20 protein-coding genes and 1 pseudogene are annotated in these 23,804 nt (G+C 53.0%); 11 read left to right on the top strand and 10 right to left on the bottom strand.

What is annotated here, in order from left to right; all coding sequences use genetic code 11:
- Positions 1 to 8: 8 nt before the first annotated feature.
- Positions 9 to 995 carry an FAD binding domain-containing protein gene (locus EL633_RS24970; RefSeq protein WP_126629996.1) on the bottom strand — a complete coding sequence of 329 codons (987 nt, stop codon included), beginning with the start codon at positions 993 to 995 and terminating at the stop codon, positions 9 to 11.
- Positions 992 to 1,498 carry a 2Fe-2S iron-sulfur cluster-binding protein gene (locus tag EL633_RS24965; RefSeq protein ID WP_126629995.1) on the bottom strand — a complete coding sequence of 169 codons (507 nt, stop codon included), beginning with the start codon at positions 1,496 to 1,498 and terminating at the stop codon, positions 992 to 994. Before EL633_RS24965 ends, EL633_RS24970 begins: the two co-directional genes overlap by 4 nt.
- Positions 1,499 to 1,999: 501 nt before the next feature.
- Between EL633_RS24965 and EL633_RS24960 the strand changes: the two are divergent.
- A pseudogene (locus tag EL633_RS24960) lies at positions 2,000 to 2,554 on the top strand (FTR1 family iron permease); the annotation flags it as partial.
- Between the two features lie 208 nt (positions 2,555 to 2,762).
- Here EL633_RS24960 and EL633_RS24955 read toward each other — a convergent pair.
- Positions 2,763 to 2,972, bottom strand: coding sequence for a hypothetical protein (locus EL633_RS24955; RefSeq protein ID WP_126629993.1), 210 nt, complete (start codon positions 2,970 to 2,972; stop codon positions 2,763 to 2,765).
- Between EL633_RS24955 and EL633_RS36745 the strand changes: the two genes are divergently transcribed.
- From EL633_RS36745 to EL633_RS24935, 5 genes are all read left to right on the top strand, one after another.
- Positions 2,973 to 3,149 (top strand): hypothetical protein, encoded by a 177-nt coding sequence (locus tag EL633_RS36745; protein ID WP_161982417.1) that lies wholly within the window; start codon positions 2,973 to 2,975, stop codon positions 3,147 to 3,149.
- Between the two features lie 70 nt (positions 3,150 to 3,219).
- Positions 3,220 to 4,137 carry an LLM class flavin-dependent oxidoreductase gene (locus EL633_RS24950; protein WP_161982416.1) on the top strand — a complete coding sequence of 306 codons (918 nt, stop codon included), beginning with the start codon at positions 3,220 to 3,222 and terminating at the stop codon, positions 4,135 to 4,137.
- A 117-nt stretch (positions 4,138 to 4,254) separates the two neighbouring features.
- Positions 4,255 to 6,969: a winged helix-turn-helix domain-containing protein gene (locus EL633_RS24945; RefSeq protein WP_218027574.1), complete on the top strand. Its 2,715-nt coding sequence runs from the start codon at positions 4,255 to 4,257 to the stop codon at positions 6,967 to 6,969.
- 204 nt (positions 6,970 to 7,173) lie between these two features.
- Positions 7,174 to 7,431: a DUF8691 family protein gene (locus EL633_RS24940; protein ID WP_126629991.1), complete on the top strand. Its 258-nt coding sequence runs from the start codon at positions 7,174 to 7,176 to the stop codon at positions 7,429 to 7,431.
- A gap of 152 nt (positions 7,432 to 7,583) precedes the next feature.
- Positions 7,584 to 8,372: a DUF4386 domain-containing protein gene (locus EL633_RS24935; protein WP_246039251.1), complete on the top strand. Its 789-nt coding sequence runs from the start codon at positions 7,584 to 7,586 to the stop codon at positions 8,370 to 8,372.
- Here EL633_RS24935 and EL633_RS36740 read toward each other — a convergent pair.
- Positions 8,341 to 8,484: a hypothetical protein gene (locus tag EL633_RS36740; RefSeq protein WP_161982415.1), complete on the bottom strand. Its 144-nt coding sequence runs from the start codon at positions 8,482 to 8,484 to the stop codon at positions 8,341 to 8,343. The two genes, EL633_RS24935 and EL633_RS36740, sit on opposite strands and share 32 nt — an antisense overlap.
- A 433-nt stretch (positions 8,485 to 8,917) precedes the next feature.
- On the opposite strand from EL633_RS36740, the gene EL633_RS24930 reads away from it, so the two are divergent.
- From EL633_RS24930 to EL633_RS24920, 3 genes are all read left to right on the top strand, one after another.
- Positions 8,918 to 10,288 carry a TrpB-like pyridoxal phosphate-dependent enzyme gene (locus tag EL633_RS24930; protein ID WP_126629990.1) on the top strand — a complete coding sequence of 457 codons (1,371 nt, stop codon included), beginning with the start codon at positions 8,918 to 8,920 and terminating at the stop codon, positions 10,286 to 10,288.
- Between the two features lie 31 nt (positions 10,289 to 10,319).
- Positions 10,320 to 10,529, top strand: coding sequence for a hypothetical protein (locus tag EL633_RS24925; RefSeq protein ID WP_126629989.1), 210 nt, complete (start codon positions 10,320 to 10,322; stop codon positions 10,527 to 10,529).
- 64 nt (positions 10,530 to 10,593) lie between these two features.
- Positions 10,594 to 11,574 (top strand): MBL fold metallo-hydrolase, encoded by a 981-nt coding sequence (locus tag EL633_RS24920; RefSeq protein ID WP_126629988.1) that lies wholly within the window; start codon positions 10,594 to 10,596, stop codon positions 11,572 to 11,574.
- A 126-nt stretch (positions 11,575 to 11,700) separates the two neighbouring features.
- Here EL633_RS24920 and EL633_RS24915 read toward each other — a convergent pair whose 3' ends face one another.
- The 5 genes from EL633_RS24915 to EL633_RS24895 form a co-directional block, all read right to left on the bottom strand.
- Positions 11,701 to 14,652 carry a helix-turn-helix transcriptional regulator gene (locus EL633_RS24915; RefSeq protein WP_126629987.1) on the bottom strand — a complete coding sequence of 984 codons (2,952 nt, stop codon included), beginning with the start codon at positions 14,650 to 14,652 and terminating at the stop codon, positions 11,701 to 11,703.
- Positions 14,653 to 15,015: 363 nt separating this feature from the next.
- Positions 15,016 to 16,614 (bottom strand): CocE/NonD family hydrolase, encoded by a 1,599-nt coding sequence (locus EL633_RS24910; protein ID WP_218027573.1) that lies wholly within the window; start codon positions 16,612 to 16,614, stop codon positions 15,016 to 15,018.
- A 23-nt stretch (positions 16,615 to 16,637) separates the two neighbouring features.
- Positions 16,638 to 17,144: a hypothetical protein gene (locus EL633_RS24905; RefSeq protein WP_126629986.1), complete on the bottom strand. Its 507-nt coding sequence runs from the start codon at positions 17,142 to 17,144 to the stop codon at positions 16,638 to 16,640.
- A 157-nt stretch (positions 17,145 to 17,301) separates the two neighbouring features.
- Complete coding sequence (locus tag EL633_RS24900) at positions 17,302 to 17,808, bottom strand: VOC family protein (RefSeq protein WP_126629985.1); 507 nt, start codon at positions 17,806 to 17,808, stop codon at positions 17,302 to 17,304.
- Between the two features lie 225 nt (positions 17,809 to 18,033).
- Entirely contained in the window at positions 18,034 to 20,853 is a 2,820-nt protein-coding gene (locus tag EL633_RS24895; RefSeq protein WP_126629984.1) for a LuxR C-terminal-related transcriptional regulator, read from the bottom strand.
- A gap of 374 nt (positions 20,854 to 21,227) precedes the next feature.
- On the opposite strand from EL633_RS24895, the gene EL633_RS24890 reads away from it, so the two are divergent.
- The gene (locus EL633_RS24890; protein WP_126629983.1) at positions 21,228 to 21,917 is read left to right on the top strand and encodes a CPBP family intramembrane glutamic endopeptidase; all 690 of its coding nucleotides are present in this window, start codon (positions 21,228 to 21,230) and stop codon (positions 21,915 to 21,917) included.
- A 99-nt stretch (positions 21,918 to 22,016) separates the two neighbouring features.
- On the top strand, positions 22,017 to 22,388 hold the full coding sequence (locus EL633_RS24885) for a DUF4406 domain-containing protein (protein ID WP_126629982.1): 372 nt from the start codon (positions 22,017 to 22,019) through the stop codon (positions 22,386 to 22,388).
- A 212-nt stretch (positions 22,389 to 22,600) separates the two neighbouring features.
- On the opposite strand, the gene EL633_RS24880 is transcribed toward EL633_RS24885, so the two are convergent.
- On the bottom strand, positions 22,601 to 23,713 hold the full coding sequence (locus EL633_RS24880) for a WD40 repeat domain-containing protein (RefSeq protein ID WP_126629981.1): 1,113 nt from the start codon (positions 23,711 to 23,713) through the stop codon (positions 22,601 to 22,603).
- Between the last annotated feature and the right edge of the window lie 91 nt (positions 23,714 to 23,804).

Raw genomic sequence — 23,804 nt, 5'->3', positions numbered from 1 at the left:
GGCTGGTTTCACTCCTTTACAAGGTCAAGCAGCATACGTGTCAGAGTATTGCGGGTAAGAGGAATTTTGAAGGCGTTTCCAGGCAATGGTTGTGCGTCAGCCAGTTCAGCATCAGCAGCCTGGCGTAAGAGCTCTTCGCTTGCAGCTTTACCGCGTAGCGCCGCTTCGGCCTTCTTCGCCCGCCAGGGTATGGGGGCAATACCGCCAAAGGCGATACGCACGTCGCGGATAACGCCATCGGCGAGATCGAGTGCTGCGGCGACCGAGACGAGAGCGAAGGCGTAGGAAGCCCGATCGCGGACCTTGCGATAGCGCGAACGTTTTGCCGCATATGGCAACGGCGGCAGATCAATAGCTGTAATCAACTCTCCATGCGTAAGTACCGTATCGTGTTGTGGTTCGTTGCCAGGTAAACGATAAAAGTCCATCAACGGAATGGCGCGCTCGCCGTGCGGTCCTTGCACACGAACAAGCGCGTCGAGGGCAACCATAGAGACGGCCATATCCGAGGGGTGTGTAGCGATACAGTCCTGTGAGGTTCCCAGGATGGCGAGATCGCGGTGATACCCATCGCGTGCGGCACAGCCACTACCAGGCTCTCGCTTGTTACATGGCTTCGAGATATCCTGAAAGTAGGCGCAGCGTGTGCGCTGGAGCAAGTTACCGCCCGTCGTGGCAAGATTGCGCAGTTGCCAGGAAGCTCCTGAGAGAAGCGCCTGAGAGAGCAGTGGATAGCGCGCGCGAATTGTATGGTCAGCCGCAAGGTCACTATTGCGCACCATGGCGCCAATGCGCAGGCTCCCATCATCCAGCACTTGTATATAATCGTAAGGCAGATGAGTGATATCGACGAGTAGATCAGGGTTCCGCATCCCCAGTTTCATATGATCGATAAGGTTTGTTCCTCCGCCTAGATAGACCCCGTTTGGATCCTGGGCAAGCAACGTAATGGCACTGGAAGCATCGCTGACGCGCTCGTAGCGGAAAGGTTTCATTGGAGCACCTCTTTAATCGCCGGGACGATGTTGGCATAGGCGGCGCACCGGCAGAGATTGCCATTCATGCGTTCGCGAATCTCGTCGTCATCGATCGTGAAAGCTTCAGCGTTCACGTCAGGGCTAACCACACTGGGCCAGCCAGCCTCAACCTCATGTAGCATGCCAACCGCCGAGCAGATTTGTCCGGGTGTGCAATAGCCACACTGAAGAGCATCATGCTCAACGAACGCGCGCTGGAGCGGATGGAGATTGTCGCCATCGGCTAGCCCTTCGACGGTGACAATCTGAGCGTCTTGAAAGGCGACAGCGAGGCTGAGACAGCTTGTGATTCGTCGATCATCTACCAGGATTGTACACGCACCACACTGACCACGGTCGCAGCCTTTCTTAGGGCCGGTAATCCCAAGGCGCTCGCGCAGTGCATCCAGGAGTGTTGTACGGGTATCAACCGAGAGCCAATGTGTGGTTCCATTTACCTGTAAGGTAATCTCAATGTTCATTATTTCTCTCCTTTGACGCTTTCAGAACCTGTTTATGCTGAACACTTTCTCAATTTGAGCTTCTCTCTTGTTTTCTGGTTGTTGCTACTTGTCTATGTATGATTGTTGTGCTCAAGCCGTAGCTGATTGAGCAGGTTCGGCAAAGCCACTTTTCGCGGTTGCTGATCCTCTATCTTTGCTTGCGGCAGTTTGGAGTGTTTGTGCTTCATGCAGACCATTTGATTTCATAAAAGTGTACACGTTTGTTTTCTCTGGTTTGTTACTCTGCGCCATATTGCCTTCTTGCCGAGAGTTGGCCCTGATCGTTTGAATAATCCAGAGAAGACGACTGAACCTATGGTGGACGATGGGGATTGCGCTGTCATAAGATGTGTCTGGATAGGAGGGTAAGTGGTTGAAAAAAAGAAAGCATACGGTCATGGATCGAACCCAAGCAGCGAGGCAGACCACGCAAACGCCCATGCTTAGTTCCACGCAGACCACAATGGGCAGGGTTCGGCTGCGAAAATGAAGCAGGAAATACTGCATAAGGCGAGCAGAGCAACCTCAGGCTTTGCCTTTGGTTTGCTTGCCTTTACCTCGGTTGGGCGCGAAGGTTTGGAAACGGCTCTTTTCACAGTAGCGCTCTCGTTTCAGTCGAGCGAATTCCTCACTATTCTTGGCCTGGTTGTGGCAATTGCCCTGTGTTATCTGATATATCGGATTGGTTATCGTCTCAATTACCGTGTTTTCTTTCGTGTGATGGGGATACTGCTGATCTTCTTTGCGGCGGGCCTGCTCTCCAATAGCATTGGAGAGTTCCATGAGTTGGGGTGGCTTCCCTTTGGAGAGCAGATAGTCTGGAATGCTTCCCATCTTTTGAGCCAGGAGACAGAGGCAGGCCAACTGCTCCATGGTCTGATTGGCTATGCGGATGCGCCTGATATGCTTCAGTTGGGAGCATATCTTGCCTTTTTAGGTGTTGTGGGCGGGTTCTTCCTGTGGATGACACGGCCAACACCGCCATCACCTGCGAGGACTATCGAAGCTTCCTCCAAGGCACAGCCAGCTCGTTAACCAGAATGGCGGAAGGTCCATGCAAAAAGTATGTGCGAGTGGGCATGAACGTTTTGAATGTGACCTTATTCCAAATGTAGGGATCTTCCGCATTTTGTATCCTCAGCAATTTAACTGGCAATCTCGAAATACAGCATGGTACCATGCTGTAGATCATGTTTGTAGCGAGACCTTAGAGAACGCCCCTTTACCAATAGCGACCAAGCGTTCAGTACGTAACTGGATTGACGTGGTCAATAAAGCGCCGGTAGAGAAATACGGGGATGACCCAGAGCAGCAATCGCGTTGCAATGTTGGCGAGCGCGTAGGTTAGCGTCACAGTCCCGAGCGTCTGCATCAGCGGATAGATCCAGGAGACCCACGCAATCCACAGAGCGTAGAAAAGGATGAGATAGACGATGAATGGAGAAAATTGCATGTGTGTCTTTACCTTCTCCTGAATGTTGCAAATGTTTCTATTTCAGAACGTGTCATAGCTGGTGGTGTGGCGCCCGGCATCTGGGAATGTGCTGTCAATGATGCAGCAAATGCTCGTCGTGGGGTAATGTGGTATGATAAACCCGGTCGGGCACTGACGAGGCCAGACAGTGATTAAAGATAACGGTACAAACAGCTTTATGGTTTTCTGCATGGAGCTGCCCTTGCTCATCATAGGGAGAAAAAATATGCGTGTAGGAATGCAAGTAGGGACCATCACGACGCCCCGCCATCGGCTAACCGGAGAGGCGCTGGCTCGTGTGGCAGAGCAGGCAGAGCAGGCGGGCTTCTCAACCCTGGCGATGGCGGACCACTTTTCGCTGCGGCCAGAGAGTACACCATTTATTCCCCGTGAGGAGAATGCTCCTGTCGTCACGGAGTTCTTTGAGGCCTGGAGCACGCTGGCCTTTCTGGCGGCGCGTACCAGTCGCATTAAACTTACGACACTGGTGTCCGGTATCACCATGCGTTACCCGGCGGTGCTGATAAAGACGGCAGATACGCTGGACGCGCTCTCCAATGGGCGTGCTTACCTGAGCCTGGGGGCAAGTCCAGACTTTGGTCTCGACGAGCACCAACGCATGGGACTGTCCTTGCCGCCAGCGGGTGAGCGTGTAGCGCGCCTGGAGGAGGTGCTGCTGATGGCGATGCAAATGTGGTCGGGGCAGGATGCGCCATTTACGGGCACCTATTACCACCTGAGCAGTACCGTGGGCACGCCTTTCTTTGTGCAGCAGCCTCATCCCCCCATTTTGATTGCCGGGCATGGCAACAAGATGCTGCGCCTGATGGCGTGCTACGCCGACGTGGTCAGTATCGGTTTTGGCCGCGACTTCGACGCGATGCGTGAGCGGCTGACCTACCTGCGAGAACAATGCGAGCAACTGCAGCGTCCCTACGAGGCGATTCAGAAGACGACGTTCTTCACGCTCCCCATCGTGCGCGACGGTCGCCTGGATCCCGTGGCGTTAGATATGATCAGGGAACTGGCTGAGATGGGCTTCGATGAAATTATGATCCGTCAGGTGTCTGATGAGGCAACATTTGATCTGCTGGCGAGCGAATTTGTGCCGCTGATCAACGGCGTGTCTGTAGGAGGTCGCTAAAAAAACGCTCCATCAAACCGCCGTTTTCACAGAACTGCCATCCCATTTTGCACGAAGGAGCTTGCCAGCAGTACATCGACGTGAAGCGAACTGGGAAGTCGTCGGAGGAGAGAACCTATGATGCCAATTCTCGCCACAAAACTGTATTTCCCTCGGTTTCGACCGAGCCTGGTCAGTCGCCCTCGCCTCATTGCTCGGCTCAACGCGGGGCTGCACCGCAAACTGACCCTCATCGCTGCCCCTGCTGGCTTTGGGAAAACCACGCTGGTCAGTGCATGGGTTGAGGGCATCGCGCGACCGACCGCCTGGTTGTCGCTGGACGAAGGGGATAACGACCCCACACGGTTTCTGACCTATCTGGTCACGGCTTTACAAAGGATTGCGCCCAATCTTGGGGTAGCGGTGTTGGGTGTGCTTCAATCCGGTCAGCCCCCGCCACCCGAAGCGATCCTGACGGCCTTGCTCAATGAGATCACCACCTTTCCGGACCCGTTCGTTTTTGTCCTTGACGACTACCACGTGATTGATGCCAAACCAGTTGACATGGCCCTCACCTATCTCGTCGAGCACCTGCCACCGCAGATGCACCTGATCATCGCCACCCGTGAGGATCCCCCGCTCCCCCTGGCCCGTTTACGCGCTCGGGGTGAATTGACCGAACTGCGCGCGACCGACTTGCGCTTTACTCCTTCTGAAGCCGCCGAATTTCTCAACGCGGTAATGGGCCTCACCCTCTCGCCCGAGGACATCTCCGCTTTGGAAGACCGCACCGAAGGCTGGATTGCGGGACTCCAACTGGCCGCCCTCTCGATGCAGGGGCGAGAAGACATTCCTGAGTTCATCCGGGCCTTCACTGGCGATCATCGGTATATTCTGGACTATCTGGTCGAAGAAGTCCTTACGTGTCAGCCCGAAGCAATCCGCAACTTCTTACTCCAGACCGCCATTCTCGACCGGTTGAGTGGCTCGCTCTGTGATGCCGTTACGGGTCAGGTGGAAGGCAACGCACGGTTGGAGGCCTTGGAGCGTGGCAACTTCTTTGTGGTGGCGCTCGATGATACGCGCCACTGGTATCGCTATCACCATCTCTTTGCCGAAGTGCTCTCTGCACATTTGCTGGCGGAGCAACCCGAACAGATAGTGACGCTACATCGGCGAGCGAGCGAGTGGTACGAGCAGCATGGATCGGCGTCCGAAGCGATCCGCCATGCGCTGGCCGCCGCTGATTTCGCGCGAGCGGCGGATCTGGTCGAGCCAGGCGTGCGAGCAATGCTCAGGAGTCGACAGGAGGCCACCTTGCTTGACTGGCTCAAGGTCCTCCCCGACGAGGTGCTCCACTGTAGGCCTGTGCTCAGCGTGGCGTATGCCCATGTGTTACTGTCGAATGGCGAGCGTGAGGGTGTTGAGGAGCGACTAAAGGACGCTGAAAGGTGGTTGGACACGACGCCAGAAATGCGTGGGCTTGCATCTCCTCCAGCGATGGTCATGGTCGTGGTAGACGAAAAGGAGTTTCGTCTTCTTCCGGCGACGATCGCGATTGCCCGTGCTGGACTGGCCCTGACGCGCGGAGATGTGTCAGGAACCGTGACATATGCCCGGTGTGCGCTCGACCTCGCACCAAAGGACGCCTATCTGACGCGCGGATCGGCAGCAGGACTCCTGGGGCTTGCCTCGTGGACAAGCGGAGATCTTGAGGCTGCGCAGCGGTCGTATACCGATGGGATCGCGAGTTTGCACAAGGCCGGGAACATCTCTGACGCACTCGGACTCACCATCGCCGTGGCCGATATCCAGATGGCACAAGGTCATCTCCACGAGGCAATGCATACCTACGAGCAGGGATTACAGAGGGCTTTAGAACAGGGCACGCCTGTTTTGCGGGGAACGGCGGACATGTATGTGGGCATGAGCGGGCTCTACTGTGAGTGGAACGATCTGCAGACGGCCACCCAACTCCTGCTGAAAAGCAAAGAGCTTGGGGAGCACACCGGATTACCGCAAAATCGGTATCGCTGGTGTGTTGCCATGGCTCGCATACGGGAGGCCCAGAAAGATCTGGATAGCGCGCTCGACTTGCTCCATGAGGCAGAGCGCCTGTATATGGGTGACTTCTTCCCATATGTGCGTCCTATTGGGGCAAGCGTTTCACGGATATGGGCCGTGCAAGGGCAGTCAGGTGCAGCACGCGACTGGATACGTAAGTGTGGCCTCTCCATTGCGGACGAACTTTCCTACCTGCGCGAGTTCGAACACATCACGCTAGCCAGGGTGCTTCTGGCCCAGTCTACGAGCAGCTCTGCAGACCACTCCATACGTGAGGTCATGGGATTCTTGGAGCGCCTCCTGCGAGCCGCAGCAGAAGGGAAGCGGACAGGAAGTGTTATCGACATCCTGGTGTTACAGGCGTGCGCCCACCAGATGCAAGGTGATATTCCTACTGCTCTTATCTCGCTGCACCAGGCTTTGACGCTGGCTGAACCAGAGGGCTACGTGCGGATGTTCGTGGACGCAGGCCCACCCATGGCCCTCCTGCTGGAAGCGGCCGCGAAACACGACATTGCCCCGAACTATGTGCGTCATCTTCTGACAGCCTTTGGCTCATCTGAGGACAGAACGCCCGTTACGCAGGGGTTGATCGAGCCACTCTCGGAACGGGAACTGGAAGTGCTGCGGCTACTCGCAAGCGGATTGAACGGCCCAGAAATTGCCCGCAAACTCGTCGTATCCCTGAACACTATGCGTACCCACACCAAAAACATTTACAGCAAGCTTGGGGTGAACGACCGCCAGGCGGCAGTCCGCCGTGCAAAGGAACTTGCTTTGTTCTCATGAATCCACCACACTAACCCTGGCCACGTACTTCGTGGCCAGGGTTTTTTCTCTCGCTCGTCAGCTCGATAAACAAATCACCACATCAATCACCACATGTGGTGATCCCTTCTCACCACATCCTCGTGTATCTTCTGATTAGAAGAGAAGAACGCCAGCAACGACGTCGAGTTTCATCAAGAGAGAGGAAAAGGCACGAGGCGCAGCATGAGAGCAGCACACGCATCAATCGAGGATCATCATGAGCCTGAACGGTACGAGATTCGCATCCAGGGACACCTTGATGACAAGTGGGCCGATTGGTTTGATGGATTGACCATCAGGCGAGAAGATAATGGCGAGACGCTGTTAACCGGCCCGGTAGTCGATCAGGCTGCATTGCATGGAGTGCTCAGAAAAGTGCGCGATTTAGGACTACCCTTACTCTCGGTCAGCCGTGTCAGGCCCGGCCAGACCGATGCGTAAGGTGGCAAGCGGTGAAGAACAGGAGATCTACCATTGAGACCGTTCCTGTGAAACGAGTGCTTTTCGTGAGCTTGCTCACAACAGATTCACGCCGTATTGGCAATGGTGCTGTCCAGAAAAAAATTTCTGGTAGCCGTAGAAAAAGGAGTATTATGATGACACAGACTAATGTAGAGACCACACGAGAAAGTTCCCTTCAAGGAGACCGTGAAGCGTTTCAGATGAGCCCAAGGAGAAAGACCGCGCTTGTCGCGGGCGTGCTCTATCTCCTTACCTTTGTCTCGATCCCGACCCTCTTTATCTACGGATCGGTAAAGGGGACGAACTACATCCTCGGTGCTGGTCCGGACACTTCCGCCATCATTGGTGGTATCCTGGAGATCATCGTGGCTCTCGCCGGCATCGGCACCGCCGTTGTGCTGTTTCCAGTGCTCAAGAAGCAGAACGAAGCGGCCGCGCTGGGTCTCGTTGCCTCCCGCATTCTAGAGTCTGGCACCATCTTCGTCGGCGTCGCATTCCTGTTGTCGGTCGTGACCTTGCGGCAGACGGGGGCTGGAGTAGAGGCATTGGTCACCAGCCATGTGCTTGTCGCCCTGTATGATCGCATCTTCCTCCTGGGACAAAGTTTCATGCCAGCCATATGCGACCTGTTGCTGGGATTCCTGCTCTACCGGTCGCGTCTTGTGCCTCGAGGCCTTTCCCTGATCGGGATAATCGGAGGCCCCATCCTCCTTGCAAGCTATATCGCTGTGATGTTCGGTCTTATCGGGCAACATACGCCCTTAGCAGCGCTGTCCGCACTACCGGTCGCCCTCTTTGAATTTTCGCTGGGCGTCTGGCTGATCGTCAAAGGCTTTCAGCCCTCACCAATTCTCGCCAGCAATACGCAAGATGCCAGAGCGGCTGTCATCACCGCTCCTTCCACTTCTCGTCGGTCATAGCTCGCCCCGACTTGCCAGCTTGATGAGCTGGCAAGCCGGGGATCGGATTCTCCGTATCAAAGTCCGCCAGACAGGATGAAGGTGTTGAGTGGTTTGGTGGTACTTCATTCATGCATATCTCACTCGATAGATTTACGGCCGGGCCAAATGGAGAGTTGGACAAGGTTAGTAGTCAGATATGACCAGTTTATTTGCTGCAGATTCTTCTTCGTAATTTTTTCTGGATAGGTACTTTCTACGGTGTTACCAGGGTGGAATAATTGCTATGCTTCAGCGGGGGTCAACACAGGTGGAAAAATTACCTTTAAACTATACATAACAGATAGTTGACATGCATTTGGAAGAATAGGGATTGGTGCGGCAAAGATTCTGGAACCGAAACACCTTTTGAAAGAGGTTTGACAGGATCATCATAAAGTCGCTGCTCCTATAAACAGGCTTCCAGATGTCAGTGATGAAGTGCAAGAGATAGCGCATGAAAAAAACGTTTTATCTACCTCGAAAATGCTACAGTTCGTCCTGTTTTGTTTAGAGAGGAGCATACTATGCCCGACAATACGCATATCAAGTACACCCTTAATGAAGATGAGATGCCTCGCACCTGGTACAATATTGTGGCTGACCTGCCTCGTCCACCTGATCCAGTGCTGCATCCTGGTACACATCAGCCAATAGGCCCGGCTGATCTGGCACCGCTATTTCCAATGGCGATTATTCAGCAGGAAGTCAGTACCGAGCCGTATATTGAGATCCCTGAGCCGGTGCGACAGGTGTATCGCCAGTGGCGCCCCAGTCCCCTCTTTCGGGCACGCCGCCTGGAACAGGCACTGGATACACCGGCACGTATCTACTACAAATATGAAGGCGTCAGTCCTGCGGGCAGCCACAAGCCAAATACGGCGGTTGCTCAGGCATTCTACAATAAGCAGGAAGGCATTCAGAAAATATCGACTGAGACGGGCGCGGGCCAGTGGGGTTCCTCGCTAGCCATGGCTGGAGCCTTTTTTGGAATCGAAGTTGAGATCTTCATGGTCAAGGTTAGCTATAATCAAAAGCCCTACCGCAGGTATCTGATGGAAGCCTTTGGTGGCATGGTTCATGCTAGCCCAACCAACCTGACCGAGGCGGGGCGCAGCATTCTGGCACAAGATCCAGACTCCTCCGGTAGCCTGGGCATAGCCATCAGTGAAGCAGTGGAGGTCGCGGCGAAAAGCGGCGGCAAGGTCAAATATGCGCTGGGAAGTGTGCTCAATCATGTGTTGTTACACCAGACCATCATTGGGCAGGAGGCGTTACTCCAATTCGCGCAGGCCGACGATTATCCAGACGTAGTCATCGGCTGCACCGGTGGTGGCAGCAACTTCGCTGGCCTGGCCTTCCCCTTCATTGGCGAAGCACGCCGCAAAGGGCTGAGCACACGCTTTCTTGCCGCAGAGCCCATGGCTTGTCCCAGCCTGACACGAGGCATCTACGCCTACGACTTTGGGGATACCGTAGGCATGACCCCGCTAACCAGGATGCATACGCTCGGCCATGACTTCATGCCGGCCGGCATCCATGCTGGTGGTCTGCGTTATCATGGCATGGCACCACTGATCTCCTTACTCTATGATGAAAAAGTTATCGAGGCCAATGCTTATCACCAGACCAGTGTCTTTGAGGCTGCAGTTCAGTTTACACGTACCGAGGGCATCATTCCTGCACCCGAAAGCAGCCATGCTATCCGAGCCGCGATCAACGAGGCGCTAGAGGCCAAAGCAGCGGGGCAGGAACGTGTCATTCTCTTCAACCTCAGCGGTCACGGCCACTTCGACATGGCAGCGTATAATTCCTATTTTTCAGGCAATTTGGAGGATTATGAGTATCCTGCCAAAGCCGTCGCTGAAGCTCAGAAGCATATGCCCCAGATCGTTTGATGTTTTTATGCGAGGGAAAAGGCGAGCAGAGATGAATTTTTCATCTCTGCTCGCCTTGCCAGTTATAGGCAAAAATGACTACCGTTTCTGTTCCTTCTTTCTCCCTCGTAATGCGCACTGGAATAGTTTTTTCTCTCCATGTTTGCGTGCGCAAAACATGTTACCCTTCAAAAAGATGCAGCAAGGACTGGCAACCCTTATCTCATCTGATGAGGAAGGTTCTCTTCATGGTATCAGGTGAAAAAAGGGAGAATAGGTTCCTTGTGAGACACATGAAATAGTATGAGAAAGAGAGAATAATACGAATGCAGCATATTTCTCTAAAAATGGTGGATGCGGTAACCATTTCTGTTCTGGCGGATAATCTCTTTGATGGATTACTTCCTGACCAGGGACCTGCGAAGCGGCCAAAGCTCGGGCCAGAATTACTGCGTGTGCCGGCCCCCCTTATGGAGGGAGGAAAAGCCTTCGACTCCATTCTGGCGCAGCACGGCTTCTCCGCCCTGGTTTCCCTCACGCTGAACGGGCATGAACACCATGTCCTTTTTGATGCAGGGGCCACTCCCAATGGTCTGGTTGACAATTTGCAGGTGTTTGATCGATCCCCCAAAGATATCGAAACAGTGGTGCTGAGTCATGGTCACTCCGATCACACAACGGGCCTGGATGGACTCGTCCGTGTGCTTGGTCGTGCCAATCTGCCGGTGCTGATTCATCCCGAGTTCTGGAATCGTCGTCGTATTGTTATTCCTGGGATTGAGCCATATGAGCTGCCAACCACGAGCAAATCCGCGTTGCAAGGGGTCGGATTTGAAATCGTTGAGGATCGCCAGCCCTCATTTTTACTTGGCGGGGCACTTCTGGTAACCGGAGAGGTCGATCGGACGACGGCGTTTGAGAAAGGGATGCCAGGGCAGCAGGCGTTGCGGAGCGGTGAGTGGGAATGGGATCCCCTCATTCTTGATGACCAGGCCCTTCTGCTGCATGTGCGCGATAAAGGGCTTGTCATCCTGACGGGATGTGGACACTCAGGAATTGTCAACATTGTACGGTATGCCCAAAAAATCACCGGTATTGAGAAGATTTATGCTATTCTAGGAGGGTTCCATCTGGCTGGCATGACGCCTGAACCGATTATTCAGCAAACGTGCGATGCTCTGGCTGCCTTTGCCCCCGAAGTCATCGTTCCGACGCACTGTACAGGCTACCGAGCCATTCATCGTTTAGCAAACAGACTGCCCCATGCCTTTATCCAGAGTAGTGTTGGTACATGTTTCGAATTATAATCTTGCTCAGAAGAGCTATTCTTCCCTGCTGAAGAGGGATATCGCTTGACATTGCTGATTGTTTACCCCATCAGCGATGTCAAGCGATATGGATACAAAAGGTATCATAAACGTATATCTTAACGATCACTCAAGCAGAGCGTGACGGACCGCAAATGCCGCGGCGGCAGCGCGGTTTTCGACACCCGTTTTATTAAAGATATTGGCCAGGTGATTGGCCACTGTGCGCTCACTGATCACCAGCGCCTCGGCAATTTCGCGATTGCTTTTCCCATGGGCGACTAAGCGCAACACATCTGCCTCGCGCAAGCTCAGGCCAGCAGGTAAGTGTGGCCGTGTGCCTTTTCCTGCCAACTGACGAAGCCGCTCCCGGAGGTGTCGCTCCAGTGTGAAGAAAGAGATGCGTGCGGATAGATTTGCGGCCTCTTCCAGCAGGGTTCGTGCGGCGGCAACCCCTGTTCGTCCGTGTTCGGCCAGCTCAAGATCAGCCTGCGCTGCCAGGGTTGACGCGAGCTCTACCTGGAACGAGGTTTGCCGGGTCGTCTCTTCTGCCACCCGTAGATAAGCTCGTGCTTCCGAAAAGGTACCTCTGAGGGTAGAAAGCTCACCGAGCAAACGATCTATCGAAAACGCGTGCATCTGACCTGCAAAGGGAACCAGCCGTGGATAAAGGCGAAGGGCCCAATCGCGTTGTTTCAGCCATACTGCGATAGCGGCCATAAAGCATAATACATGGGCTGTTGACATTGCCCTTTCTGGCAAGGAGGCGATCATTGTTTCCAACTCGTCAAGAATTGTCAGCGCTTCCTCCTGCTTTCCTGCAAGTGCCTGAATGAACCCGAGTTGCCCCAGCCACCAGACCAGAGAGTGGGGTTCTAAGGCACGAAAGCGATCAATCGAAAGACGTAGCAATTCTTCACCTCTTTCTAGATCTCCCCAGATCGCGATGAGGCTACCGCGGGTAAATTGAAGCATTGCCAGCGGTTCAGGACTGTCAAGGTGCTCAACGATCTGTTGTGCGTGTTGCAGCGCATTTTCAGCTTCTGCTTTCAGACCACGTAACGCATAGCCAGTAGCAAGGTAGGAGTAGAGGTGACGCAGCTGGTAAGGATCATGGCAGCGTCGGGCATAGATTAGCCAATGCTGTAGCAGCTCCTGCTGGCGATCAAAATTACCGGCCCAGCGATATGCCAGAGACAGACTCGCGCAGATTTCGGTTGCCTCCCAGACGTCGTCAACCTTAGCAGCCTGCACAAGCGCCAGTTCTAGCAGTTGCCGAGCGCCCTTCACATCCCCTGCTCGCAAGGAGAGACTTCCCAATGCTCGATGGGTGGCTGCCATTAAATGCTGATCTCCACATTGCTGAGCAAGGTCCAGCGCTTGCTGTAGAACCCCCTGAGCTTCTGTCAACTGATGCAGACTGAGAGCTAGAAGGGAACCTAACTCGATCAGAGCCCTCACCTGATTGATCCCAGGCTTTTCCGCAAAAAGGTCTACTGCTTCCTGGAGAGCGCTACGTGCAAGAATGATTTCTTCTCGCCGCCAGTAAGCTTTTCCCAGACCCCAGGCAGCCCTTCCTGCTTCTTCGCTGTTTCTGCGCGCTTTCCACCATGCCAGTGCTGGTTCAAAGGCGTGAATTGCATCCTGAAAATTACCAAGTGCCATGAAGGCTTCGCCTGTACCGAGGAGACAGAATCCATAGGGTAAAGCTTCTTGATCCAGTAAGCTCAAAGCAGTGCGATAGTGAGTGAGAGCGTCTTCCGCAGCAAATGATTTGAATGCAGATTCCGCCGCTTGTTGAGAATACATGGCTCCCAGGGCATGTTCCCCACTCCGAGCGAAATGAAAGGCCAGGTTCGCCAGAAAACGAGCATCCGGCGCCGCCATCGTCTGTTTGAGTTGTTGCTGGAGCATGTGTCCGATCGAGGTATGTAAACGTGTGCGCTTCACCAGGCCAACTTCATCGTACAAACATGCACGGATCGTGTCATGGCTAAATGTAAAGAAACCAGGCTGATCGGGACGAATAAGATGTGCCCGTACAGCCTCTTGTAGTCGTTCCTCAACCTCTTCTGCTTCTTGTGATGTAACTCTGGCTAAGAGCATCCCTTCGAAGGTTCTCCCAATGATTGCCGCTGTCCGTAATAGGTCAATGCTGTCCTTAGAGAGTCGAACAAGCCTTTGTCGTACCGCGTTTACAATGCTAGAAGGAAGAGCAACATCCATCGAGGAATGCAGACGATAGCCGCTTTCTGTGCGGACCAGTGCTGCGATGTCCAGCCAATTCTGCAGAAGCTCCTCAGCTAGAAAGGGATTTCCTTCACTTTGCCTGGCAAGAAAGGTATTGGCCGTTGAATCGAGAGAAGCACCCAGGAGAGAGGTAGATAACGTTGCCAATTCATCGTTGCTTAGAGGTTTTAGGGAGAGGGTGAGGAATAATCGTAGCCGTATCAGTTCGGCAAGCGTTCGCTCAAACGCCGGGGACTGGGCGACTTCTCCTTTGCGATAAGCTCCTAGAATGAAGATGCGAGCCTCCTGTTGATGACGAGCTATGTGCGAGAGGAGGTCAAGCGTAGCAGAATCCGCCCATTGTAAATCGTCCAGGAGTAGCAAAAGTGGCTGCGAGGCAGCAATGGCCACGAGAAATGTCCCAATGGCTTCGTAAAGCCGCAAACGTGCTTGTTCGGGAAGTAAAGGATAGCTTTCAGAAAAAGGACCCAGGCGCAGAGGAAGTTCTGGAAGAAGCGTTGCTAATACAGAACCAAACGGGCCTATTTGTTCACGCAATATGTTTGGAGAAGCAGAGCGCACATACTTCCCTAGAGCTTCCAGGAACGGCAAATAAGGGGGCATACCCTCAGACTGGGAAGCGCCTCCACGCAATACGAGAGCGCCAGATTGGGCTACCTTCCGGCCAATGCTCTCCAGCAAGCTTGTCTTTCCAATTCCTGGTTCGCCAGTTACCAGGGTGACCCGTAAATGTCCGGTCGTAGATATCTCAAACTGGCTCCACAAGAGCGCCTGTTCTTGCTGCCGCCCCGAAAGGCGCAGCTCTTGCTGCATTGTTTCCTGTTTCATTGATCCTCACCCGAAATCCTAGCGTCTCTACATAGTAGGCAAAGCACATTACTTGTTTGGAGGCAAGCAGGCGCAAATACGGGAGTGTGGAATATCTCTTCGTCTGGTTGTAAAAGATTTCGATGGGATCAAAGGGAGCCCTTCTGGTCTGTGTTTGTGTTGACCATCCGGGCATGTACCTTTGAAACTATGAAAAAAGCTTTACACCGTCGTATCATGGTAGCAATCAGCTGTCCGACGTATAGTATACCCTAAGCCTTCTCTACTCCACAATTCCGAGGGGAGATCACCGAGCGCACTCCTGCGACCTCCCACAGACTAAGACGCATGCTGTTCTGCTTTATTGCCTGTTCCCCTTGAGCGTTACCGTTCAGGGATAACTGGTACAAGCAAGAAAGAATGGTAGTCTCCACCAGTAGAGATGGTATTTGTTCCCGTCAGATTCCCTGGGGAACGGTCATGCAGGTCATTGTGGAGAAACATGCCGGAGCCATCTCCATCATGCGCCTCAATATCGAGTGCGAGGCGATGACCAACTTCAAACACCATACTGGTGGGCCAGATCTCGATATCGACAGGGACCACCTGATCGGGGACCACCTTTTGAATCTCGTCATGGCTATGATAGGGTCGATACTGCGTTGATCGTTGTGGATCAAGTTTCCGTTGTGAGACACGCAGCCAGCCCTTCGTGACCGAAACGCGATCGCCAATCGAACCGATGCCATATATTTCATTTCCGCTAGCATCAAGATTGCGTATGGTCACAAACAGGTCGAGATCATCTGTGGAGGACGAGACCCAGAGCCGCAGGACAAGGGGCCCCAAAACCTCGGTATCTACAGTGAATGGCTCTGCGAGAAAGGTAACACCACCCTGGGGAGCGGCATAACTGACATTTGCCTCGATATTTGGTACCTGCTCACTCAGGTGATAGGATACGGCATCAAGGTAGAAGCGCGTCCACCGTGTTCGTGCCAGCGGCCATTCATTCTCGTTGCGCCAGAAAACGTTGGTTCCTCTTCGAAGAGCAAGTTGGAGACGGGGTTCGGCAAGCAGGCCATTGTCGTGGCCTTTGAGCCAGTAGCCGAAAAAGCGCTCTTGTATGGCTCGTCCTTCTTCACTATAGAAGGGGACATAGTGATTGCCCACAATGGTACGCAGCCATTTGTACTCAGATGACGCCCCAAGATAGCCTTCAATATTGCCACGCAGATGCAAGCCTGCTCCTCCCCAGTTGGCAACAGAGAGCAGCGGCGTCACAATCTGACTCAGGTCAGGTGTATACGCCTGGTAATACTCATCATCTAGCACATGAGTTTTATACGCTTCAGCAATATTTGTGCGATTGGCGGCTAGCGTTTCCTGCGAGAAATTCTGGGTGACACCATGCTGAACGGGTAAGATCTGGCGTGCATACCATGCAGCAATGAAGGTATTACTATAGATGCCGCCATGCCTGATCGCGTCGCGATAGAGATCAACAAATCCTTCCCAGGCAATCATCGCCACCAGATGAGGAGGCTGCATGGCGGCAACCTGCCATTGGATCGCTGCATAATACGAGATACCAAGCAGTCCAATCTTGCCATTACTCCACGATTGATTGGCCGCCCACTCGATCGCATCATAGAAGTCTTCTCCCTGTTGCCGAGAAAGCAGATCTAGTGTTCCGGGAGAAGAGCCAATGCCACACTGATCAACTCGTACCACAACATAGCCACGTGGAACCCACCAGTCCGGGTTGGGCGTCTCCCAGTTGAGATAGCGCCCATGCTCAGCAATCTGAGTGTAGGCCATAGGATTAAAGTCACGAAAATGCAGATCCTTGCCATAGGGCCCACAGGTCATTATTACTGGATACCCACCAGCAATATTTGGACGATAGACATTGGCAGAGAGAAGAGCACCATCGCGCACCGGGATCGCGACATCTTGTTCAAAAATCACATCATCAATCATCGATTTCTATCTTTCACTCGGGATTATATTCCAAAACCCATCAAAATCATTGTTGTAAAGATAAGGAAGAAGCCGACCAGTTCGAGCAGAACAAAGAGTTTGACCCGCTGCAGTTGTGTTGCAAAAGCCACAGATGTCGTTCCCTGCGCCAGCATTCCCTCAGTGAGCGGCATCTCATTCAATTGTTTGGCGGCACGACCTGAGACGAATGTGCCCCAGAGGGCCAGCGCAATCGTCATCAGCATGGCAACCAGAAATGTGATCCCATAGCTCGTTCCCAGTAAGAAGGACAGATCGTGAATCGGGCCCAGAACGGTGCCACGGACAATGCCCAGGAGAATGACCAGAATAGAGACTGGAGTCAAAATGCGCTCCGTAAAAGCGCCCAGGGGAACCGTTATTATGCGCTGCTGCTCAACAGGAAAACGTAAGATGGTCGGAATCACGATCACATTCAGATACAGAACGCTGCCAAACCAGAAAATGCCCAGTAAAACGTGAAACCATTGGATAATCAGCGTAAGCCACATGGAAATCTTCCCTTCCTCTCAGGTAACTATTGGGAGCTACTCTTTGCCTTCCGGAAAGAACAGCCCCCCAGGATTATGTTCCTAAAGAACCATCCTCTTTGTGGTGTGTGAACATACGGAAAGAACGCCGCGTTATTTGGAGCAAGCCGGGCCAGAGCTATTTCTCTTCCAGAGAGGAAAGAGCCTGCTCAAGAGACTTCTCGGGAGAAGCATGCTGAGAAGGCATCTCTGCCACAAGTTTGCGCAGGCTCTCTTGCGTCTGATCTTCCAGATCGAGTGGGCCGAAGTACGGCGGCTGATAATCTTCCCTGCCGGTGTTCCAATAGATCTCCACGACATTTCCTTCGGGATCGGGAATATACATGCCAAGCGTGGCACCGTGATTCCAAACCGCGATAATCTGTAGACCACGAGCTTTGATCTCCTGGTAATAGGCCAGCAAATCCTCCGGCGAGTCGACTTTGAGACCGATATGAGCCGCTTTCGGATTGTGAATAAATGCTAACTCGTGATTTTCATTCACAGAACCTCCTCCAATGAAGACACTGGAATTATTAGAGCTCTTTCCGACCATCTCCATCCCAAAAAGATTCTGGTAGAACTCAGCCAGATGAACTGGATCGTTGGCAAACAAAGCCATATGACCAAGGTGTGCTTTAAGCATCGTTTTTTCTTCACTCCTTCTCTTCAGGTACGCCAGAAGTCATAGAGGCCTCCGGCTTGCGGTGCAGGAATACATCCCCTGCAGAAAAGAATGTACCAGAAGTGAGAAGGAGCATACATCCGTTGAATAACGTATTGGTCAGTACGTAGATGGGAGAGGAGAATTGTTACCTGACAGAGAGGACAAGCAGGCAACTCGGAGCAGAAAGCGCTGCACCACTGCTTTTTACTCGTGTGTGGAGAAATTATGCTCGAGAGCATAGCGGGTCGCGGCGCTTCGTGATGTCACATCCATTTTGCGGTAGAGCGACGTCACATGGGTATTGACCGTGCGGGGACTGATCACCAACTGCTCGGCAATCTGGCGATCTGTCTTCCCCCGCACCAGTAGCTGTAAGACATCGATCTCGCGGGCGGTGAATGTCTCGAAGAGGGAGGAAGATACCTCTGGAGACTGGGGGGCGATGTGTGCAACCTCTGCTTCTACTTCCCACATGCCATGCTCCTGAGCCGAGAGCAGCGAGTCCGCTGGCACTTGCGTTCCCTGGTCCCAGCTTCGTGCAAATGTGGCTTTCCCAAGAAGGGTACGGACAGCCTTTAGCTCCACTTCATAAGGATGCCGCTCAAATGGAAACATATTTCTGTTCAGCCGATCGGCGGCTCCCCACAGCCTGACGGCTTCTGTAGGACGTCCCTGGCGTGCCGCGACGATTCCCAGCCCCCTCAATGTTAATGCCAGAGCCAGGGGCGCATCTCCGGTCGTTTCGCGCGAGAAACACCGCCGGGCAAGTTCCAGATACTTTTTCCTTGCAGTCTCTATCGCCCCCCGCTGCACATCGACAAACGCGAGCACCCCCTCGATTTCGAGGATAATGCGCATGAAGCCGACCGCCTGATAGGTATTTCTTGCGGCCTGCAAAAGGGATTGAGCCGCGTACAGATCCTTCCGAACCAGCGCGATCGCCCCGAGCGCAAAATGGACGGTCGCCATGCCCGTCAGATCTCCCTGACGCAAACTCATAGAGCGAACGTTCTCCACCAGTAAGGCAGCGCGTTCATACGCTCCCGCAAAAATAAGCGCTCGGATCAATGTGCAATGGAGTGCACGTGTGTAGATTCCCATTTGCTGCTCAAGGGCGTACGCTTCTTCTCCCAGGAGGACCGCATGATCATAGAACCCGCGATCGATCTCCGTATAGGCAAGATGGCCCAACGCCACAAGAATGCCCTGATTGTCACCCAATTGACGGAAAAGAGCCAGTCCCTCACTCCCCCAACTGATGGCTTGCTCGTATATACCTTGCGTCTGCGCTAATTTTCCCGCGACCGTCAATGCACGCGCACGTTCTGTGCTTATCTCCGCCTGGCTCTGAGCCAGAAGCTGTTCAAGCCACCATCGTCCCTCCCCCCAGGCATTTCCTCCAGCCCAAAACCATTCCAATGCGCTCCCCAGACGTAGTGCCGCATTGATATTTCCATGCGTCTGGAACCATTGCAAAGCTGCCAGTAAGTTGGCGTGCTCGGGTTCCAGGCAAGGCAACAGGAGATGAAGGACATCACCAAAGTGAACTGAAGCTTCTTCAGCAAGTTCCAGATAGAAAGAGGCATGCGCTTCGTGAGCGACGATCTGTTCGCTCTCGCTTTGAGCGGCGAGAAGAGTGGAGGCATACTCACGCACCGTCTCAAGCAAACGAAAACGCGGCTCAGTTGCCTGCAGATCACTGCGTTGGATTAAATTTTTATCCAGCAAAGAGGTCAGCGTCTGTAGCACATCTCGATGTTCTCCATCAAAGGCCTGGGCCACGGCCTCCAATGCGCGTAGCGTCCATCCACCCACAAAGACGGATAAGAGATGAAACACGCGCTGCTCGGAAGGATCGAGCAGTTGATAGCTCCAATCGAGGGTATTACGTAACGTTTGCTGGCGCGTCGGTAAATTCTGCTGACTTCCTGCTAGGAGAGGAAGTCGTGGTAGCAGATGGGCCAGCAGAGCCTCCGGCGAAAAGAGTGGGAGGCGAGCCGCCGCCAGCTCAAGTGCCAGGGGCAGCCCATCCAGCTGATGACAGATGGCTCTCACCGAAGATGCATTTGCTGGGGTCAGTTGAAACGAGGGTAGATGTGTCTGAGCATGTTGGATGAAGAGGGCAACGGCCGGTGAGTGTAACAGGATTTCCGGATCGGCAGGCGTGGTGAGATCGGGCAAGGCCAGGGGAGCAAGCTGGAAAATCTGCTCGCCACGCAGGTGCAGTGCCATACGGCTTGTTGTCAGCACTGCCAGCCGGGGACAGGCCATGAGAAGCTTCTCAATTTGAGGTGCGGCAGCGACAACCTGCTCAAAGTTGTCAAGTACCAGCAGCATATGTTTCTGCTGCAGAAGTGTTTGTATCGATGCCGCAATGGCCAACTTCTCGCGCGCAGACACTCCTAAAGCACGAGCAAGCGCCACAAGGACATGATCAGCTTCACTTATTGACTCAAGCGAGACAAAAACGACTCCATCAGCAAAAGCAGGCAAAAGCTTTCTCGCGATATGCAGGGCCAGATGCGTTTTCCCTACTCCTCCCATACCCGTCACCGTCACGATCCGCTTCTCCTGCTGGCAGAGCATCTCCTCTAATTGGGCAATCTCTTGATCGCGCCCAATGAGGGAAATGAGAGGCAAAGAAATCTGGGACCCGTGAGCTATCGCTGGCACCGGAGCAGCATGCCTGTGTTCTTGCTTTCGGTCGTCAAGAGATCTGATATCAGCAAGGCGTTGCATCACGCCAGTTACGTGTTCCCACGTCAATCTCTCCGTCTTACCCAGATAGGCCGAACGCAGTTTCCCCTGCTGGCGATGATACATTTTCCAATACCAGCCACCTCGTTTTGAACCGGCACGTTCCTTACGAGCCGTGAATGAACCAGCAGCGTTCGTGATCGTAAATAACGAGGCGCTTGAGAGCCAATCGTACCACGCCTGGGTCCCAACACGCAGGAGCTGTACGCGCCCCTGCTGTTCATACAGAAGCATATCTTTAAAGAGACGTGGAGAACTCTGAGTCACGATCCTGGCTCCTCTACTTTTGACTATCTGTTACCTAACAAAAATATAGACGTTGTCAGGTAACAAAAATTGCTTATGGTTTGATGTACTTTCATCGTATCATTTCAGACGCTCAACGAGTAGAGATGGCATACTCCTGGCGCAAATAGTCATTTTTACCTATGTGAACGTGCTTGAAGATGGCTATACTCTAGTGCGCGATCGGTTCTCGCAGAAGATGGTTACCAATCTTATCCTCACCTCCATCCATTGCCCCGGTCGTGTGGGACTTTATTCCCATGCGTAGTGATTTGTTTGGCAGCAGAGATGCACAGAGCATATGAAAAGAGGAACATCTCTGCCAGCTGTCTAAAAAACAATGGAGCAAAAAACACATGAACAAAAAAGAAAATCCCCTTTACCAAGAGAACGTGCATGCAAACCATCCTTTTTCTCCTTTCATCGTCTACGTTCTTCTTTTTTATGGCCTCTGGATTGGATGGGTGTATTTCATCTATCCATCTATGCAAGGGTTGGGGTCGGCAACCCTGGTATATGCGCTCGCCAATATTGGAGTCAGATTGCTACTCTGGGTCCTCCCGGTGTTTCTTTATCTGCGCTATATTGATCATGTCAATCCCATCGTCTATTTGAAACTCAACACATACTGGAAAAGAGGCATACTCATAGGCCTCACGCTTTCCCTGCTGAATTTTTTGGGGATGGTGCTGCGCTTCGGGTGGCCGCATCTCAGTATGCAATATGTCACCTGGAATAGCATCCTCAGTACCTCCATCTTGATCGGATTGATCGAAGAAATTCCTTTCCGCGGTTTTATTTTACAGAAGCTGCAAGAAAAGGTTTCTTTCTGGCTCTCGAATCTCCTTTCATCGTTGCTCTTTCTGGGTATTCATTTGCCAGGTTGGATAATGCTGCACGCGCTGACATGGTCGAATGTGATCTCCATTTTTGTGCTTGGGGTCATTTTCGCCACCATTTTTCACTTCTCTAAAACGCTCTGGAGCAGTATTATCACCCATAGCCTCAATGATTTCCTTTCTGCGGTCCTTTTTCATATCTCATAAAGGATAGTTTGAGCTACCATACTCATGTGAAGAGCGAGCGAGCGGGCGGAAGGTGAATTTTTTATTGTTTCGATGTATCGTTCTAAATGGAAAAGAAAAATGATGACGACCCAACCTTTACTGATTCTTGTCGCAGGTCCCTACCGGTCGGGGACAAATGATGATCCTGAATTGATCAATGCGAATTTGCGCGCGATGAACGAAGCCAGTTTGCGTTTGTTCCGCGCCGGACATATCCCCATTACCGGTGAGGCAATGGCGCTACCTCTGATGGAGGTAGCTGGCTCTCAGCAGATTGGGGATGCTGCTTTTAACGAAATAATGCATCCATATGCACGCCTCCTCGTTGGACGCTGCGATGCCTGTCTGCGGATCGGTGGCCCTTCGCAGGGAGCCGATGAGATGGTCGCGCTGGCACAAGCACATGGACGAACGGTGTTCTATCACATTGAAGATGTGCCGGGTCTGTAAACGTCGCGGATAAGGTTATGAAGCCTGGTTCGATTACCGATCATTTGCTATCGAGGATCCATACATCGGGGTTCTAAAGAGAGGAAGATCCCACCAGACCAGATGGTCTGGTGGGATTACTCGTGCAATCAGCAACATCTTTCCTCGTGGCTTCATCGCCACAAGGTAGGTCTGGAGGATGGAGTTGAGCCACTGTTCATGTCCGTGTTGGACTAAGCAAAGTGCCAGACCTGGACTTTTCCGAATGCATCCCCAAAGGCGATCGTTTTCCCATCAGGAGACCAGGTAACAGATCTGATATTGCCAACATTCTCCTTATAAAGGACCAGTGAGTTTTTAGGATCGGCCACCGTCCAGGTTTGCAGTTGCTCCCCGTTAGCAATTGTACTGCCATCGGGGGACCATGCCAGGGAATAGACCAGACCCAGATCATCCTGCGTGGCCTCGACTGCTCCAGTCTGCGGATTCCAGACCTGCACAGTTTTATCTTCGCTCCCTGAGGCTAGCGCTTTGCCATCAGATGACCAGCCTATAGTGTCCACCGTCGCTTTGTGGCCTTTAAAGGTCAGTATATTCTGACCGGTAGTAGCATTCCAGACCTGGACCGTTGTATCGGCTCCCCCTGAAGCCAGACGAGTACCATCAGGGGACCAGGCGACAGTATTGACACTATCCGTGTGGTCTTTGTAGGTCGTGATCAATGAGCCGGTAGTGGCATTCCAGACCTGAACCGTTGTATCCCAGGAAGCAGAAGCCAGCTCTTTTCCGTCAGGGGACCAGGCCACGCCCTCCACGTTTCCGCTATGGCCGGTATAGCTGAGGACCTTTTCACCCGTGGTCGCCTTCCAGATCTGAACGGTCATGTCCTCACTGCCTGAGGCAATATAGGTGCTATCGGGCGACCAGGCCAGGGTGCGCACAGGATTAGTATGCCCCTTATAGAGCGTCACTTGCTTGCCTGTATGAGCGTCAAGCACCTCTACAGTATTATCACTGCTGCCTGAAGCAACATATTTGCCATCGGGCGACCAGGCAATGGTATTGACGCTATCGGTATGGTCGGTATTGATATAGAACGTGGTATGTTTGCCAAGGACGCCCCCAAGTGGAACCGTGGGAGAGGAGGAGCCGCCCGGATGAGAACCTACCGTAGGAGTTCCTGAAATTGCGCTGGCAGAGGCAGTCGCATGGATATCAGTCACTGAGGGCGTAGTCGAAGGGATTGAAACGGGCCCGTTTCCGGGACTGGCACAGGCTGTCGCGATCAGTAAAAAGCTCCACATCACAACAAAAAGGGGTATGATACGGGAACGCAGAAAAGACATAAAGATTTCTCCTGGTAGGAATGTAGGCCAAGAGCCTATGAAAGAAATGGAGCTACAAAGGTGTAGTTCCTCTGTGTTTACAGTTGATCAG

It is taken from the genome of Dictyobacter alpinus (assembly GCF_003967575.1).
Lineage (GTDB): Bacteria > Chloroflexota > Ktedonobacteria > Ktedonobacterales > Ktedonobacteraceae > Dictyobacter > Dictyobacter alpinus.
This window is presented reverse-complemented; position numbering and strand designations above follow the sequence as displayed.

Excerpts from the sequence above, each read along its gene's own strand:
- EL633_RS24970 (WP_126629996.1), bottom strand. The coding sequence starts at position 995 with ATGAAACCTTTCCGCTACGAGCGCGTCAGCGATGCTTCCAGTGCCATT.
- EL633_RS24965 (WP_126629995.1), bottom strand. The coding sequence starts at position 1,498 with ATGAACATTGAGATTACCTTACAGGTAAATGGAACCACACATTGGCTC.
- EL633_RS24955 (WP_126629993.1), bottom strand. The coding sequence starts at position 2,972 with ATGCAATTTTCTCCATTCATCGTCTATCTCATCCTTTTCTACGCTCTG.
- EL633_RS24950 (WP_161982416.1), top strand. The coding sequence starts at position 3,220 with ATGCGTGTAGGAATGCAAGTAGGGACCATCACGACGCCCCGCCATCGG.
- EL633_RS24945 (WP_218027574.1), top strand. The coding sequence starts at position 4,255 with ATGATGCCAATTCTCGCCACAAAACTGTATTTCCCTCGGTTTCGACCG.
- EL633_RS24940 (WP_126629991.1), top strand. The coding sequence starts at position 7,174 with ATGAGAGCAGCACACGCATCAATCGAGGATCATCATGAGCCTGAACGG.
- EL633_RS24935 (WP_246039251.1), top strand. The coding sequence starts at position 7,584 with ATGATGACACAGACTAATGTAGAGACCACACGAGAAAGTTCCCTTCAA.
- EL633_RS36740 (WP_161982415.1), bottom strand. The coding sequence starts at position 8,484 with ATGAATGAAGTACCACCAAACCACTCAACACCTTCATCCTGTCTGGCG.
- EL633_RS24930 (WP_126629990.1), top strand. The coding sequence starts at position 8,918 with ATGCCCGACAATACGCATATCAAGTACACCCTTAATGAAGATGAGATG.
- EL633_RS24925 (WP_126629989.1), top strand. The coding sequence starts at position 10,320 with ATGAATTTTTCATCTCTGCTCGCCTTGCCAGTTATAGGCAAAAATGAC.
- EL633_RS24920 (WP_126629988.1), top strand. The coding sequence starts at position 10,594 with ATGCAGCATATTTCTCTAAAAATGGTGGATGCGGTAACCATTTCTGTT.
- EL633_RS24915 (WP_126629987.1), bottom strand. The coding sequence starts at position 14,652 with ATGAAACAGGAAACAATGCAGCAAGAGCTGCGCCTTTCGGGGCGGCAG.
- EL633_RS24910 (WP_218027573.1), bottom strand. The coding sequence starts at position 16,614 with ATGATTGATGATGTGATTTTTGAACAAGATGTCGCGATCCCGGTGCGC.
- EL633_RS24905 (WP_126629986.1), bottom strand. The coding sequence starts at position 17,144 with ATGTGGCTTACGCTGATTATCCAATGGTTTCACGTTTTACTGGGCATT.
- EL633_RS24900 (WP_126629985.1), bottom strand. The coding sequence starts at position 17,808 with ATGCTTAAAGCACACCTTGGTCATATGGCTTTGTTTGCCAACGATCCA.
- EL633_RS24890 (WP_126629983.1), top strand. The coding sequence starts at position 21,228 with ATGAACAAAAAAGAAAATCCCCTTTACCAAGAGAACGTGCATGCAAAC.
- EL633_RS24885 (WP_126629982.1), top strand. The coding sequence starts at position 22,017 with ATGATGACGACCCAACCTTTACTGATTCTTGTCGCAGGTCCCTACCGG.
- EL633_RS24880 (WP_126629981.1), bottom strand. The coding sequence starts at position 23,713 with ATGTCTTTTCTGCGTTCCCGTATCATACCCCTTTTTGTTGTGATGTGG.